The following is a 16,448-nucleotide window of genomic DNA, read 5'->3' as shown; positions in this document are numbered from 1 at the left end:
CTCAATTAACAAGGAAGCTAATTCATGAGCACTAGTGCAGCAGTGGAAAGCGGCCGCAGCGCCGCCGAACTCGGCATTCTCGACCGCATCATTGCCGAGACCAAACTGACGCCGGACGACGAAGCCTATGACATCGCCAAGCGCGGTGTATCGGCCTTTATCGAAGAATTGCTGAAGCCGCAGAACCAAAACGAGCCCGTGAAAAAGGCCATGGTCGACCGCATGATCGCGGAGATCGACGCCAAGCTCAGCCGGCAGATGGACGAAATCCTCCACAACGCCGAATTCCAGGCGCTGGAATCCTCCTGGCGCGGCCTCAAGCTCCTGGTGGATCGCACCAACTTCCGCGAAAACATCAAGCTGGAGATCATCAACGCCTCCAAGCAGGATCTGCTCGATGACTTCGAAGACAGCCCGGAAATCACCCAGTCCGGCCTGTACAAGCACATCTACACCGCCGAATACGGCCAGTTCGGTGGCCAGCCGGTCGGCGCGCTGATCGCCAACTACTTCTTCGACCCGAGCGCTCCGGACGTCAAGACCCTGCAATACGTCGCCAGCGTCGCCAGCATGTCCCACGCGCCGTTTATCGCCGCGGCGGGTCCGAAATTCTTCGGCCTGGAAAGCTTCACTGGTCTGCCGGACCTGAAGGACCTGAAGGATCACTTCGAAGGCCCGCAATTCGCCAAATGGCAGAGCTTCCGCGAGCAGGAAGATGCCCGCTACGTCGGCCTCACCGTACCGCGCTTCCTGCTGCGCAACCCCTACGATCCGGAAGACAACCCGGTGAAGACCTTCGTCTACAAAGAGAACGTCGCCAACGGCCACGAGCATTACCTGTGGGGCAACACCGCCTACACCTTCGCCTCCAAGCTGACCGACAGTTTCGCCAAGTTCCGCTGGTGCCCGAACATCATCGGCCCGCAGAGCGGTGGCGCGGTGGAAGACCTGCCGCTGCACCACTTCGAAAGCATGGGCGAAATCGAAACCAAGATCCCGACCGAAGTGCTGGTCTCCGACCGTCGTGAATACGAACTGGCCGAAGAAGGCTTTATCGCTCTGACCATGCGCAAAGGCAGCGACAACGCCGCATTCTTCTCCGCCAACTCGGCGCAGAAGCCGAAGTTCTTCGGCATCAGCGAAGAAGGCAAGACCGCTGAACTGAACTACAAGCTCGGCACTCAGCTGCCGTACATGTTCATCATCAACCGCCTGGCCCACTACCTGAAAGTGCTGCAGCGCGAGCAGATCGGCGCCTGGAAAGAGCGCACCGACCTGGAGCTTGAACTCAACAAGTGGATCCGCCAGTTCGTGGCCGACCAGGAAAACCCGAGCTCCGAAGTGCGTAGCCGTCGTCCGCTGCGCGCCGCTCAGGTGATCGTCAGTGATGTTGATGGTGAGCCGGGCTGGTACCGCGTCAGCCTCAACGTGCGTCCGCACTTCAAGTACATGGGTGCCGATTTCACCCTGTCGCTCGTCGGCAAGCTGGACAAGGAATAAGCATCCTCATGGCCGGGTACGGAAGCCTGTTCGAACGCCTCGGCGGTGAAGCCAGCCAGCGTGCTGGCTGGAGCCGCGAGGTTGCCGCCATGGCGTCGGTGGCTACCCACCTGGCGAAAATGCTCAGCACCCGGGCGGGCAGCGTGCAAACGCTGCCCGACTACGGGTTGCCCGATCTCAACGATATGCGTCTGTCGCTGCACGATTCGCTGCAGCAGGCGCGTATCGCCATCGAACGCTTTATCGAAGCGTACGAACCGCGTTTAAGCGACGTGCGGGTGATTTCCCTGCCCCGCGACAACAACCCGCTGAGCCTGGCCTTTGCCATCGAAGGCCTGCTGGAAGTGGACGGCCTTAAACGCCAAGTCAGTTTCTCCGCGCGCCTGGACGGCAGCGGACAGGTCAAGGTCAACTAAGGAGAGCCCATGTCCGGTAAACCCGCCGCCCGCGTCAGCGACCCCACTGTCTGCCCGATTCCCGGCCACGGCAGCAATCCGATTGTCGCCGGCTCTCCCGACGTGCTGTTCGACAGCCTGCCCGCCGCCCGCATGGGCGACCCCACCGGCTGCGGCAGCGCCCTGGCCAGCGCGGTCATTCCCACCGTGCTGATCAACGGCAAGCCGGCGACCACCATTGGCACCGTGGGCAGTCATAGCAATGTGGTTGTGGGGGGATCGGGGACGGTGTTGATTGGGGCTAGTGGGGGTGGGGCGGCGTTTACGGCGCCAGCACCGGTGATATTTCCAGGATTCGATGAGCAGTTCGTGCTTAAGGATACCCAAGGTAGGCCTATCGCTAACCAGCGATATTTACTTGTGCGAAAAAGCGGCAAGCAGGAAACAGGCGTCACAGATGCTCAAGGACTTACACACCGAATAGCAGGACACGTAAAAGCCGAGAAAGTCGACATTTATGTAGCCTCGGGAGATTGAGAGCATGGCACAGGATGTGATCAACACGCCGTCCGGCACCTACAAGAAAATTGCTACCAAGCAAAGTACGCCTACAGCGGATAGAACGCCGAAATCAGTGATGTTCGATCAGGGCCTAACTGTTTTTCTGGGCGGTGCTGGCATGGTCGGCTCTTACAATGAGGACATGGTCGCCGCACTGAAAGAAGCTGGAATAGCTAATCCTGTTTTCGGTAATTACTCATCCCTTTACACGGGCTTAGACAGTTATGTCCCGTCCTTTGTCGATATGCTCGGTGATGCTTCTGCAGTCGTACTTTACAACCAAGATGAAAATGACTCGGTTGTGTTCGAGTATGGCGAGCTACAAAAATGTACATATGGCAATGAGTACATAGAAAAAAAATACCTCTTTGGGCTAATAACTATTAGACAGTACGATAAATTTGAGTGCATACCGGCAAGTGACATACAGGCTATTAAAATCAGCCGAGACCTAAGCGCTGTAAAAGAATCTGACTTCTCCCTCGCCAATATTGGTGTTGGCAAGCCACTTCCCAAGATTGGTCAGTTCAATATTATCGGCTACTCATGGGGGGGCGTGATAGCGGCACGAACAGCAATATTCCATGCACGCAAAGGAATAACCGTCAACAACTTAGTACTGATCGGAGCTCCTATCAATACCAGCCTAAAAAATGCAGTAGCTAACCACCCAAAAATTCTCAACTGCCAAATCATAGACTTGGTGAGTCAAGGCGATCCAATTTACGCGGGCATGACAGATAAAGAAATCGTCGATTCTATCCCAACGTTAAAAAAGCAAATGTTTGCTGGCGGCAAAGAAGGCCACTTCTATTACTCCGCGGACAACCAAGAAGCACGAAATAGACGGCAAGAATTAGCTAAGAACCTTTACAAAGCGGGGCTTAGATAAACATGCCTCGCTATCCGATGGCAGTTATTTCAATACTTATGTTGATTGTAACTTTTAACGAACCTGGCAGTAATTGGTCTGTCGACATTGGCGGCCTTGACTACCGCCTCCAAGGCAACCTTCTTTATTGGTTATTTTCTTTTAGCACGGCCGCTTACATCCCGCTCATGATCGCCAGTACGATCCTATTCAGCGCTGACCTCGCCGCTCTAATAAAAAGAAAGACAAAGAAAAATATTTTAAATCTATTATTTTTTTCAACAATAAACCTATTAGCTCTGTATAGGTTCAACAACTGGATATTCAGTGAAATTTTTTAATACCTGGGAACATAATATTTTGGGACATACCCCGCCCCCCACTTTCGATTCCTCGGGTAACGCAAATCGTGGCCTGCCCCGTATTATTTACACTGTGTGCTTACTGCTACTGCTAACGGGCACCTTTCTGTATGTGAAAGTTGAGACCGGCCGCAGCACCAAGGCATATTACCGTGTATGGAGTGAATCAGGTGCCTGCTATATCGACACTTACATACCTAACTACAAAGCCCTAGGTGCAGTAGGTAAAAATTTCGCCTTGTTTTCCGGCAACGGCTTTTACCGTGTCTATAGCAAGGGCGGTAACGAAATAGAAAGTACGGAGTGGTTACTTTGGCAGCGCGACAACCCAGACATCGAAGGTGCGTTCTGGACAAGTAAGCATGTTTTTTACTCGACATCTAATGGGTATGGCGGCTGGTCTTTGCCGGAGTGCGGATGATGTTCCCAAATACCTCAACCAGAAAACCATCAACCACAACAGGTCTTAACCTTGTTGTGCACGGTATATTTTGCGTCGCTTTTGTAGTAGCTAATGATTTAGGCCTGATGCTTTACAAGCAGTTCGTTGGTAGCCCAGGTTCGCGAGGATATATGCCTGGCATGATAACTAGAGTCGCACTCTTAGTATTTATCACGATTAACTTTGCGGTAGCGCTAGCTCCATGGAGAAATCTGAAATTTTTTATTGCTGTAACTGCAGCAGTTTCTTATGCACTCTTTCTGCTGCCCGCACACCCACTCAGAGCTCTTTTCTATCTCTTTCTGACAGGCACCTTGAGCATGCTCGCCATAGTGCTCGCCGAAAAAATGGTTCGGACCGTGAAAGCTCGCAGCAATAAGGCCGTGGAAAGCAAATGAATCAGCCACGGAGAAAGCTAACTAATGTCTTTTAACCACTACTACCAGAGCGAACTCACCGCCCTGCGCCAACTCGGCAAGCGCTTTGCCGAGCGCAGCCCGGCGTTGGCGCCGTTTCTTGGGCAGAGCGGGCGCGACCCGGATGTCGAGCGGCTGCTGGAAGGTTTCGCCTTTCTTACCGGGCGGCTGCGGCAGAAGCTCGACGATGAGCTGCCGGAGCTGACCCATTCGCTGATGCACCTGCTGTGGCCGAACTATATGCGCCCGCTGCCAGCGTTCAGCATGCTGCAGTTCGACCCGCTCAAGCGTCCGGGCGGTGCTTTGCTGGTGCCACGGCATACGCCGGTGGAATCCAAACCGATTCAAGGCGTGACCTGCCGTTTCCGCACCGCCTTTGCCACCGAGGTGCTGCCGCTGGCGCTGAATGGCCTGGATTACTCGGTCAAGGGTGACGGTGCGCTGCTCAGCCTGCGTCTGGCGATGAGTGCCGATGGTCATCTGGGTGATCTCGACCTCAAGCAGTTGCGTCTGCACCTTTCCGGTGAGCGCTATATCAGCCAGTTGCTGTACCTGAGTCTGTTGCGCCACCTCGGCGGCGTGCAGCTGGTGCTGCTGAATGCGGCCGGCAAGCCGTTGCAGGGGGCCGATGAGCGTCCATTGGCGCAGCTGCAACTGCCCGCCAGTAATGTTCAGCCGGTGGGTTTTGCCGAAGATCAGGCGCTGATCCCCTACCCGCTGAACACCTTCCGTGGTTACCGCTATCTGCAGGAATACTTCGCCTTTCAGGACAAGTTCCTGTTTGTCGACCTGCTAGGCCTCGATGCACTCAAGCGCGTGCCCGAAGACGTGCTCAAGCAGGCGCGCGGCATCGAGCTGCGTTTCGATATCCACAAGGCTGGCGTGCAACGCATCCGCCCGACCCTGGATAGCGTGCGCCTGTACTGCACGCCGGTGGTCAACCTGTTCGCCCACGACGCCATCCCGATTCGCCTGGACGGCAAGCAGGACCAGTACCTGCTGCTGCCTTCGGAACTCGACTCCGAGCATTGCGGGGTGTTCTCGGTGGATCGCGTCACCGGCTGGAAGCCCGGCGGCAAGGGCTATGAAGAGTACGTGCCGTTCGAATCCTTCGAGCATGACGCCAGCTTCGATGTGCCTCTGGCGCGCCCGCACTACAGCGTGCGCCAGCAACCTTCGCTGCTCGGCGACGGCCTGGAAACCTACCTGAGCTTCGGCCTGCGCAACCTTGATCAGCACGAAACGCTGTCCATCGAGCTGACCTGCACCAACCAGAACCTGCCACGCCAGCTGGGCCTCGGTGATATCTGCATGCCCTGCGAGGACACCCCGGAGTTCCTCACGTTTCGCAATATCAGCGCCGTAACGCCGAGCTACGCGCCGCCGCTGCACCGCGACTTTCTCTGGAAGCTGATCAGCAATATGTCGCTGAACTACCTGTCGCTGGCCAACATCGACGCGCTCAAGGTGATCCTCGAAACCTACGACCTGCCGCGCTACTACGACCAGCACGCGGAGAAGGTCAGCAAGCGCCTGCTCGACGGTCTGAAAAGCATCAGCCACCAGCACGTCGACCGCCTGCACCGTGGCCTGCCCGTGCGTGGTGTACGCACGCAATTGACGATCAACCCCGAGGGCTATGTCGGCGAGGGTGACCTGTTCCTCTTCGCCACCGTACTCAATGAATTTTTCGCCCTGTACGCCAGCTTGAACTCGTACCACGAGCTGCGCGTACAGAGCACACAGGGAGAGGTGTACCAATGGACGCCGCGCATGGGGCTACAGCCCCTGCTCTAAACCGGCTTAGCCGGGGCATCCGCGAGTACAGCCTGTTTCAAGGTGTGCAGCTGGTGCTGGAACGCTTGCACGCCGCCCATCCGGAGCTGGATGAGGAGGCGCTGTATCAGCGGCTGGAACTGCAGGCCAACCCGAGCATGGGGTTCCCCGGCAGCGATATTGATCGCGTGCACTTTTTCGAAGAGCACGGCGAACTGCGCGCCCGCATGCGTATCAACTTGGTCAGCCTGTTTGGTGCCGGCTCGCCGCTGCCGGCGTTCTACGGTGAGCAAGCGCTGGGCGACAGTGAAGACGGTAACCCGACCCGCGACTTCCTTGACCTGTTCAACAACCGCCTGCAGCGTCTGCTGCTGCCGACCTGGCAGAAATACCGCTACCACACGCGTTTCCAGAGCGGCGCAGTCGACCCGTTCTCCGCCCACCTGTTTGCCCTGATCGGCCTGGGCGGCGAAACCATTCGCAACGCTTCCGAGCTGAACTGGAAACGCCTGCTGCCTTACCTCGGCCTGCTCAGCCTGCGCGCCCACTCGGCAGCGCTCATCGAGTCAGTGCTGCGCTACTACTTCAAGCACGCCGACCTGCATATCGAGCAGTGCCTGGAACGTCAGGTAGAAATCCTCAGCGAGCAACACAATCGCCTCGGCCTAGCCAACAGCCAACTGGGCGAGAGCCTGGTGCTTGGCGAGCTCGTGCGCGATCGCGGCGGCAAGTTCCGCATCCATGTACGCCAGCTGGACTGGAGCCGCTTTCATGAATTTCTACCCATCGGCAACGGTTACCAACCGCTCTGCGCGCTGGTGCGTTTCACCCTGCGCGACCCACTGGATTACGACATACGCCTGGAACTGCGCCAGGACGAAATACGCGAATTGCGCCTCGGCGCGGACAACCCCTGCCTGTTGGGCTGGACCACATGGCTGGGGCGTGACAACGCGGACGGTGTGGTCACCCTCGGCAGCAAAATTCATTAAGGAAGATGAAGATGATCAACGTCGACTTGCAGCAACTGGTTCAAGCCCTCGACGCAGCCAGCAAACATGACCTGGAGTGTGCCGCTGAGCGCTGCGTAATTCGGGGCGGCAGTAAGATTCTGGTGGAAGACCTGTTGCTCGGCCTGCTTGAGCGCCCCGAAGGCTTGCTGCCACGCGCCCTGCAGGATGCCGACGTAGAAACCGGCGAGCTGGCCCGCGCGCTGCAACCGCGTGGCGAACACAGCGAATCGCGCAATCCAGTGTTTGCCACTGAACTGGTGCAATGGCTGCAGGACGCCCTACTGGTCGCCAGCCTGGAACTCGGCCAGAGCCAGGTCGATGAAGCCGCGCTGATCCTCGCCCTGTTGCGCAACCCGATGCGTTACGCCGGCAGTCACTATCAGCCACTGCTGGCCAAGCTGAATGCCGAGCGCCTGCGCGAATTCGCCTTGGCCCAACAGTCGCAAGCAGGCGCAGGCAAACCGGCAGCCCGTGGTGAGTCGAACCTGTTGCGCTTCACCCACAACTTCACCCAGCAGGCCCGTGACGGCAATCTCGACCCCGTGCTGTGCCGCGATGGCGCGATCCGCCAGATGATCGACATCCTCGCCCGCCGCCGTAAAAGCAACCCGATCGTGGTTGGCGAAGCCGGTGTCGGCAAGACCGCCATCGTCGAAGGCCTGGCCCTGCGCATCGCTGCCGGTGAAGTACCCGCCGCGCTCAAGGGTGTCGAACTGCTGTGCCTGGACCTCGGCCTGCTGCAAGCCGGCGCCAGCGTCAAAGGCGAATTCGAACGCCGCCTGCAAGGCGTTATCGATGAAGTCAAAGCCTCACCCAAGCCAATCATTCTGTTTATCGACGAGGCCCACACCCTGATCGGCGCCGGCGGCCAGGTTGGCAGCGGTGACGCGGCCAACCTGCTCAAGCCCGCCCTGGCGCGTGGAGAGCTGCGCACCATCGCCGCCACCACCTGGAGCGAATACAAGAAGTACTTCGAGAAAGACCCGGCCCTGGCCCGCCGCTTCCAGCTGGTGCAACTGCATGAGCCGACCGTCGCTGAAGCCGTGACCATCCTCCGTGGCCTGGCGCCTGTTTACGAGAAAAGCCACGGTATCTACCTGCGTGATGACGCCGTGGTTGCTGCTGCTGAGCTGTCCGCGCGCTACCTGGCTGGCCGCCAGCTGCCGGACAAAGCCGTCGATGTACTCGACACCGCCTGTGCCCGCGTGCGCATCAGCCTGGCCGCCGCCCCGGAAGCGCTGGAACGCTTGCGCGGCGAGATCGCCGAAGGCGAACGGCAGAGCGAGGCCATGGGCCGGGATATGGAAGCCGGCCTGAACATCGACAGCGAAAGCCTCGAACAACTCGAAGCACGCCTAAGCCAGGCCCGCGCCGAGTTGGAGCAGATCGAAACCCGTTGGGCAGTGCAGCGCGAGCTGGCCGAGCGCTTGCTGGAACTGCGCAAGCAATGCGCCATTCTGCGCCAGACTGACAGCGGCGCTGAAAGTACCCGCGCGGCTGAACTGGAGCAGCTGGAAGACGAACTGCGCGCCGTGCAAGCCGAGCTGTCCAGCGCTCAGGTGAATGAGCGCTTGGTCAGCTTCGAAGTCTGCCCGCGCTTAGTGGCCGAAGTGATCAGCCACTGGACCGGCGTACCGCTGAGCCAGCTGGCCCGCGAGCACAACAGCAAGGTGCTGACCTTCGCCCGCGACCTCGGTCAGCGTGTACGCGGTCAGGCGCAAGCCATCGCGGCGCTGGACCGCGCCATGCGCGCCACCGCCGCCGGTCTTAATCGCAGCGACGCGCCGGTCGGGGTGTTCCTGCTGGTCGGCCCCAGCGGCGTCGGCAAAACCGAAACCGCGCTGGCCCTGGCGGATCTGCTCTACGGCGGCGAGCGCTTCCTCACCACCATCAACATGTCCGAATTCCAGGAGAAGCACACCGTTTCCCGGCTGATCGGCGCGCCGCCCGGCTATGTCGGCTATGGCGAAGGCGGCATGCTCACCGAAGCCGTGCGGCAGAAGCCCTACTCGGTGGTGCTGCTCGATGAAGTGGAAAAGGCCGACCCAGACGTGATGAACGTTTTCTATCAGATCTTCGACAAGGGCGTGGCCAACGATGGCGAAGGTCGCGAGATCAACTTCCGCAACTGCCTGATTCTGATGACCAGCAACCTCGCCAGCGAGCGCATCGCCAGCCTTTGCCAGGGCGGCCAGCGTCCGGATGCCGAAGACCTGGAACAGGCGATTCGCCCGAGCCTGACTCAGCACTTCAAGCCGGCGCTGCTCGGCCGCATGCGCGTGGTGCCGTACTACCCGATCAGTGGCGACGTGCTCAACGAACTGGTCGGCCTCAAACTCGCTCGTTTCGCCGAGCGCCTGCAGCGTCGTCAGCTGCAGTTCAGCCATTGCCCGGCGCTGCTGGAGAACCTCGCCGAGCGTTGCAGCCACAGCGACAGCGGCGCGCGTCTGATCGATCACCTGATCGACCAGCACCTGCAACCGCTGGTGGTCGACCGTCTGCTCGACGCCATGGCCAGCGGTGAAAGCCTGCACCGCGTGCACGCCACCCTGGACAGTGAAGGTGGGGTGGTCTGTGAGTTCGCTTAATGTGTCATTAATGTTCAGCCAGGTGCCGCAGCCACTGCGCTATGCCGAAGCGCTGTTACATCGTTTCGCTACGCTGGCACGCGCAGCCAACAGTGACGCCCTGCTCGGCGGCCTGGTGGAAAGCGCCGCACAACTATCGGGCTGTGAACTGAGCCAACTGTACCTGCTGGACAACACCCACACACGCCTGATGCTCAGTGCCGAGTGGCAGGATGGACTGCTACAACCGCGCGAGGTCGCCAGCCTCCCGAGCGACTACGATGGCGAACAACTGCTGCAGTACTGCCTGTGCCAGAACCAGACGCTCAGCTTCAACGAACTGGACGGCAACCTGCACCAGACCGGCTTCCTCCCCGAGGCGAAACAGCCCTGGCGCAGCCTGCTGTGCCAACCGTTACTCGATGAGCAGAAAGGCGTTTGCGGGCTGCTGCTGATCGCCAACCTGCGCTCGCGAGAGCTACAAGCCTTCGCCGGCTCGCTGGCGCATCTGGGCGATTTTGTTATTGCCCAAATGCGCCTGCTGCAGCGCCTGCGCTCGACGCACCCGGAGCAAGCGCCCAGCAGCATTACGCCACCGTGCGCCAGCGGCTACGGCCTGATTGGCGACAGCCCAGCGATGCGCGGCGTCTACCAGCTGATCAGTAAAGTGCTGCACAACCCGGTCTGCGTGATGCTGACCGGCGAAACCGGCACCGGCAAGGAATTGGCAGCGCGCGCCATCCACGATTGCGGCTTCCGCCGGAGCAAAGCCTTCATCGCGCAGAACTGCACGTCGCTGCCGGAAAGCCTGCTGGAAAGCGAGCTATTCGGTTACCGCAAAGGCGCATTCAGCGGTGCCGACCGCGACCATCAGGGCCTGTTTGACGCCGCCGACGGCGGCACCCTGTTTCTTGATGAAATCGGTGATATGCCCCTAAGCCTGCAAGCCAAGCTGCTACGCGTATTGCAAGAAGGGGAAGTGCGACCGCTGGGTTCGACCGCCACGCACAAGGTTGACGTACGCATCGTCGCCGCCACCCACCACAACCTGCGCAATCGGGTGGAAGAAGGCCGTTTCCGCGAAGACCTGTTCTATCGCCTGGCGCAATTCCCCATCGAACTGCCGGCCCTGCGCGAACGCGATCAGGACATCCTCACCCTCGCGCGCTACTTCGCTGACAAAGCCAGCTCACTGCTGCAGCGCAATCAATGCCGTTGGGCCGACAGCACCCTCGACCATCTGGCCCGCTACCCCTTCCCCGGTAATGTGCGTGAACTCAAGGGCCTAGTCGAACGCGCCGTGCTGCTGTGTGAAGGCGGTGAACTGCTACCAGAACACTTCGACCTGCGTCAGGACAGCAACACCAATGACCACAGCATGCACCTGCGTGAACGCATGGAGCGCGTCGAACGCAGCCTGCTGCTCGACTGTCTGCGCAAGAACCGCGGCAACCAGACCAGCGCAGCCTGCGAGCTGGGCCTGCCGCGCCGCACCCTGCTGTACCGCATGCAGCGGCTGAATATCAGCCCCGCTGACGTGTAAGGCTTAAGGAGAAGAGCATGTTCAACGCCGCCAATCAGACCCATTTCAGCCTGAGCATCGAAGGTGCCAGTCACGATCTGCAGGTGCTCGAATTTACCGGTCGTGAAGCCATCAGCCAGCCGTTCGTGTTCGAGTTGGAACTGATCAGCGAGCGCCGCGATCTCGATCTGGAAAGCCTGCTGCACCAGCCAGCCTTCCTCGCCCTTAGCCCCAGCGGCACCGGCATTCACGGGCTGATCTACCGCATCGCTCAGGGCGATTCAGGGCAGCGCCTGACACGCTACCACGTCACCCTGCGCCCGCAGCTGGCCTATCTGGCGCACCGCATCAATCAGCGGATCTTCCAGCACCTGAGCGTGGAAAAAATCATCAGTCAGGTGCTTGAAGAGCACGGCATCCAGAGCGATGCCTATAAATTCCAGTTCGGCCCCAGCGTCTACCCGGAGCGCGAATACTGCGTGCAGTACGACGAAAGCGACCTGCACTTTATCCAGCGCCTGTGCGAAGAAGAAGGCATTCACTATCACTTCCAGCACAGCGAACAAGGCCATGTGCTGGTCTTCGGTGACGACCAGACGGTGTTCCCGAAACTCGCGCCAACGGCCTATCAGCAAGACAGCGGCCTGGTTGCCGACGACCCGGTGGTCAAGCGCTTCGCCCTACGTCTGGAAACCCGCACCAGCCGCGTCACCCGCCGCGACTACAACTTCGAAAAACCCAAATTGCTGATGGAAGCCGCCTTCAACAGCGAGTTCCAGCCCGACCTCGAGGACTACGACTACCCCGGTCGTTTTGTCGAACGCGAGCGCGGTAAACACCTGGCCAAACGCAACCTGGAACGCCACCGCAGCGACTATGAACTGGCCACGGGTGAAAGCGACCAGCCACTGCTGGTCAGCGGCCACTTCCTCAAGCTCAGCAAGCATCCGCGTAGCGGCTGGAACCAGCTCTGGCTGCTGACGGAAATCAGCCACGAAGGCAAACAGCCGCAAGTGCTGGAAGAGTCCGTCACCGATTTTTCAAACCACCACAGAACAGCCCCCTCGCCCCTCCGGGGAGAGGGCTGGGGAGACGGGGAAACAGGCGACGCAAACTTCACCCAGGGTTACCGCAACCGCTTCAGCGCCACGCCCTGGGATGTGCTGCATCGCCCACCGCTGAAGCACCCGAAACCCAAGGTACTCGGCAGCCAGACCGCCGTGGTCACCGGGCCTGCGGGTGAAGAGATCCACTGCGACCAGTACGGCCGCGTCAACGTGCAATTCCATTGGGACCGCGAAGGTCAAGCCGACGACAAAACCAGCTGCTGGCTGCGCGCGGCCTCCAGCTGGGCCGGTGATGGCTACGGCGCAATCGCCATCCCACGCATCGGCATGGAAGTACTGGTGACCTTCCTCGAAGGCGACCCCGATCAGCCCCTGATCACCGGCTGCCTGTACCACGCCGCCCACGTCGCGCCCTACGCACTGCCTGCGAACAAAACCCGTAGCCTATTCAAAACCCTGAGCAGCCCAGGCGGTGGCGGCTACAACGAGCTGCGCATCGAAGACAAAAAAGGCGTCGAACAGATCTACCTGCACGCCCAGCGCGACTGGGACGAGAACATCGAACACGACCAGAAAATCCGCATCGGCAACGAACGCCACGACACGGTTGAAGCCAACAGCTACAGCCAGTTTCTCGCCGAAGAACACCGCACCACCCACGCCGACCGCAAGGTGGAAACCCGCAGCAACGACCACCTCACCATCGGGCAGAAACAGCATGTGAAAGTCGGCGTCGGCCAGTTCGTCGAAGCCGGCAACGAAATCCACTACTACGCCGGTAACAAAGTAGTGATCGACGCTGGCATGGAACTTACCGCCAGCGGCGGCGGCAGCTTCCTCAAACTCGATCCGGGTGGCGTCACGCTCAGCGGCGCGACGATCAAGATCAATTCGGGCGGCGCACCGGGTGTGGGCAGCGGGATTGGCATTCTGTTGCCGGTGATTCCTGCCGCCGCAGCCGTGGCTCTGGCAGGCAATCTGCTCAAGGGGCCAGCCGCCAACACTCCGGTACCAATACCAGCGTCGCTTAAGTTGGCGGACGAGCTGGAGGAAGAGGAAGAAGAGGAGGAACTCGAAGAAGAAACGCCTGTAGGTATCACCCTGCGTATCGGCGTGTTCTTTGACGGTACCGGCAATAACATGGCGAACTCCGCCGTCACCGAGCAGTGCCGCCGTGACGACTTACAGCTGCTGGATGAAACTGCATTGCGGGAGACCATCAGCTACTGCGCAACCCAGGGTTATCGCGACAACAATGCTTCGGGCGTATTCGAGAAAATCCCGGATAACAGCTACGGCAACGGGGCCAGTAATGTAGCGTTGCTCTATGAGCTTTATCAGGATGACAGCGAAGAGGCCTTACCCGCCGAGGCCAAATCCGCTTATCTGAGTATCTACCTAGAAGGTATAGGTACCAGTAGTGCTGAATCCGACTCATTGATCAGCCAAGGCACTGGGCTAGGTGATACAGGCGTAGTCGCTCGGGTAGAACAAAGCCCAGAAAAAATTCAGCAAAAACTGCTAGACCTCGTAAGCAACAACCCCAACCTGCAAATTCGCAATATTGAATTCGACATCTTCGGGTTCAGCCGTGGTGCCGCAGCAGCCCGCCATTTTGCCAACGAGTTGCTCAAGCCTAGCGGCGGACTGCTAGCAACCATACTCAACCCGCAGACCCCTGGCGTTACGGCAGGATTCAACTGGGAAGAACGCACCAGCATCAACTTTATCGGGCTGTTCGATACGGTGGCCGCCATTGTTAAACCGGCGCGGGGAGACCTTAGCCCAGCCAACGAATACAACCCCGGGGTAAACCTATACCTGCCCGCAGACTGCGCACGTAAGGTTGTGCAACTAGCCGCCCGTGATGAACTGCGCCAGAACTTTGCGCTGAACAGCGTGGCACCGCAGCATCAGGAAATCAGCCTGCCTGGGGTGCACTCCGATATCGGCGGTGGCTACCGCAACAGCATGACCGAGAAGCTGCTGATCAGCCGTCCACGCTCAACCTTGGTAACCCCTGCCCAGCCGCTGGAGCGCAGTCGGGCCTGGCGTGAAACCCAAGAGGCTATTGGCGTGCTGGAGCAGCGCGGTCTGCCCGGAGAAGGCGAAATAAAACCCGCCAAATGGTTCTTTGCAGTACCCGGCCGCGCTCACGAAAACTCGCAAACCCAAAGGGCAATGGTCGCTGCGGCCATCACCCGTACAGTTCGGGGTGAGCTATCGCGGGTCTATCTACGCGTTATGCGTGAGTTGGCTGCTGGGAATGCGGTTCCTTTCAAACCAGTCCCCAATACCAGCACAGTTTCCATTCCTGACGACTTGCAGGCTATTGCGGAAAAAATTATTTCCCAGTCTCAGGGCACAACGGATCGCTTATCTCCTGCAGAGGAACGCCATCTACACGCCCGCTATATCCATCTTTCTGCACATTGGACGCCAAGCAAAGGGCTGTTGATCAACAAGCCCCAGGAAAATCGCCGCGCGGTCTACTCCAATAAACCGCAAAAAGGATACCCAGAATGAAACTGCCGGCACTGCTGTTATGGCTGACTACGTTTTTTCTAAGTGGTTGCGCCAGTGGCCAGGGTCAACCAAACCTGCCCTATGGAACCTGGAATATCGGGCTACTTGCTCCCAACTATATGGAAGTGTGGGTAGAAAGCGTGGATGTCATTGATAAGCGTGGGCTGGTATTCGAACGCGTCCATGGCGGCACCGTAGCCATGAAAAGCCCAGCTAACAATGCCGGTAACCCTGCCTGGCCATCGCTTGAGCGTGTGGGTACAGGTAAATCCAAAGGCATGCTGGGTATCGACCTGCCTGAGTTTGTCTTTGTGCGCTGGCAATCCTTGGTTGAACCGCAAACCTACAACGTGCGGATCAATATTCCTCAGTGGGTACGTGAACGGATGGTCACCAAGGAACAGCCTGCCTGCCCCTGGAAAAGCGACTGGGGCAAGAATCTACCCAGCTTTGGTTACCGCGATCACATCACCATCGGCCTAGCCCCTGGAGGTATCGCCAAAGCCTGGCTGCAAGGCCCTTGTCTGGCCCCCGTCGAGATCGGTCGTTTTGAGGCAAAAATCAGCAAAGATGGCCCCGATATGGGGAACAACAATGGCCAATATGCCTACCCCATCACGCCTGAGTCCAAAGCCTATATCGAGCAGTTCGGCATTCCTTATGGACGTTGGTAAAGGAAATGTCAGCCAAAGATCACACGCTCAACACACCCCACGGGATTAACGGCCAAGATGACTTCACCGTACTCAGAAGATCAAAATCCGGCAAATACGGAATTGCAATGCAGCTAAAAAAGAGCTGGGCATATCTTATTCTTACGACACTGCTAATTACTGGCGCAGTGCTTGGCCATGCCCTGAAAAAGGAAAATTGCAAAAGTCAAACATCAATCAATGCACAGTATATAAACGCACTTGATTCCGTAAAAGAATATATACCAGAGCATCTTTTCTCCAGCGTCGAAGGCTTTCCTACTGCCTGCGGCGACTATGCCAGCGCCATCAGCGTATTAGCGGATGAGCGCTTCAACGAGAATCAAAAGCTATATGCCGTAATTTCCATGCAAACCCTGAGCGGCCCAGATTATTTTGACTTCGCTGAAGTTGCACTGAGCCTCTACCAGGAAAATAAAATAGATTACAAAATCTTGAGATCGGTATTTTTCCCGTTACAAGACTATGACGCACCACATCAGTGGTACTTCTGGCACCCAACCTGGCGCGCCTTATTGAAACGGGCCGCAGTGAAAGTATCGAACGATGAATTCAACGCACTTATGCGAAAGAAGCTCAGCGGGAAAACATGGTGGCAATGGCAGGAATGGCAATCCGCACGACAGACGGAATAAGACAAAACGTAAAGACTTACTCTCACCATCAACTACAGACGTCACCATTGACTAAATAACTTACTTCTTTAGCGAAGGAAAT

General features: G+C 58.3%; 13 protein-coding genes and 1 pseudogene. All 14 read left to right on the top strand.

The window, feature by feature from the left end:
* Nucleotides 1-24 precede the first annotated feature (24 nt).
* The 14 genes and pseudogenes from tssC (at nt 25) to AC56DI_RS05675 (ending at nt 16,366) form a co-directional block, all read left to right on the top strand.
* Nucleotides 25-1,500 carry a type VI secretion system contractile sheath large subunit gene (tssC, locus tag AC56DI_RS05740; RefSeq protein WP_496345301.1) on the top strand — a complete coding sequence of 492 codons (1,476 nt, stop codon included), beginning with the start codon at nt 25-27 and terminating at the stop codon, nt 1,498-1,500.
* A gap of 8 nt (nt 1,501-1,508) precedes the next feature.
* Nucleotides 1,509-1,916 (top strand): type VI secretion system baseplate subunit TssE, encoded by a 408-nt coding sequence (gene tssE, locus AC56DI_RS05735; protein WP_108489173.1) that lies wholly within the window; start codon nt 1,509-1,511, stop codon nt 1,914-1,916.
* A 9-nt stretch (nt 1,917-1,925) separates the two neighbouring features.
* A complete protein-coding gene (locus AC56DI_RS05730) occupies nt 1,926-2,432 on the top strand; it encodes a PAAR domain-containing protein (protein ID WP_496345300.1) in 507 nt (168 codons plus the stop codon).
* 4 nt (nt 2,433-2,436) lie between these two features.
* Nucleotides 2,437-3,348: a hypothetical protein gene (locus tag AC56DI_RS05725; protein WP_496345299.1), complete on the top strand. Its 912-nt coding sequence runs from the start codon at nt 2,437-2,439 to the stop codon at nt 3,346-3,348.
* A gap of 453 nt (nt 3,349-3,801) precedes the next feature.
* Nucleotides 3,802-4,110: a hypothetical protein gene (locus AC56DI_RS05720; protein ID WP_496345298.1), complete on the top strand. Its 309-nt coding sequence runs from the start codon at nt 3,802-3,804 to the stop codon at nt 4,108-4,110.
* Nucleotides 4,110-4,529, top strand: coding sequence for a hypothetical protein (locus tag AC56DI_RS05715; RefSeq protein ID WP_496345297.1), 420 nt, complete (start codon nt 4,110-4,112; stop codon nt 4,527-4,529). Before AC56DI_RS05720 ends, AC56DI_RS05715 begins: the two co-directional genes overlap by 1 nt.
* A gap of 24 nt (nt 4,530-4,553) precedes the next feature.
* Nucleotides 4,554-6,344, top strand: a complete 1,791-nt coding sequence (gene tssF / locus AC56DI_RS05710; protein ID WP_496345296.1) for a type VI secretion system baseplate subunit TssF — start codon at nt 4,554-4,556, stop codon at nt 6,342-6,344.
* Nucleotides 6,308-7,315, top strand: a complete 1,008-nt coding sequence (gene tssG / locus AC56DI_RS05705) for a type VI secretion system baseplate subunit TssG (protein ID WP_496345295.1) — start codon at nt 6,308-6,310, stop codon at nt 7,313-7,315. Before tssF ends, tssG begins: the two co-directional genes overlap by 37 nt.
* 5 nt (nt 7,316-7,320) lie before the next feature.
* Nucleotides 7,321-9,924: a type VI secretion system ATPase TssH gene (gene tssH, locus AC56DI_RS05700; RefSeq protein ID WP_496345294.1), complete on the top strand. Its 2,604-nt coding sequence runs from the start codon at nt 7,321-7,323 to the stop codon at nt 9,922-9,924.
* A 10-nt stretch (nt 9,925-9,934) separates the two neighbouring features.
* Nucleotides 9,935-11,446, top strand: coding sequence for a sigma-54 interaction domain-containing protein (locus AC56DI_RS05695; protein WP_496345293.1), 1,512 nt, complete (start codon nt 9,935-9,937; stop codon nt 11,444-11,446).
* A gap of 17 nt (nt 11,447-11,463) precedes the next feature.
* A pseudogene (locus tag AC56DI_RS05690) lies at nt 11,464-13,476 on the top strand (type VI secretion system Vgr family protein); the annotation flags it as partial.
* 156 nt (nt 13,477-13,632) lie between these two features.
* Nucleotides 13,633-15,018, top strand: coding sequence for a phospholipase effector Tle1 domain-containing protein (locus AC56DI_RS05685; protein ID WP_496345810.1), 1,386 nt, complete (start codon nt 13,633-13,635; stop codon nt 15,016-15,018).
* A 2-nt stretch (nt 15,019-15,020) separates the two neighbouring features.
* On the top strand, nt 15,021-15,692 hold the full coding sequence (locus tag AC56DI_RS05680) for a DUF2931 family protein (RefSeq protein ID WP_496345809.1): 672 nt from the start codon (nt 15,021-15,023) through the stop codon (nt 15,690-15,692).
* 5 nt (nt 15,693-15,697) lie between these two features.
* Nucleotides 15,698-16,366, top strand: coding sequence for a hypothetical protein (locus AC56DI_RS05675; RefSeq protein ID WP_496345292.1), 669 nt, complete (start codon nt 15,698-15,700; stop codon nt 16,364-16,366).
* Nucleotides 16,367-16,448 lie beyond the last annotated feature (82 nt).

This window comes from Pseudomonas sp. BGA-UO-ETr-WB11 (assembly GCF_059567785.1).
Note: the sequence above shows the minus strand (reverse complement) of the source record. Positions and strands in the feature narration are given on the sequence as shown.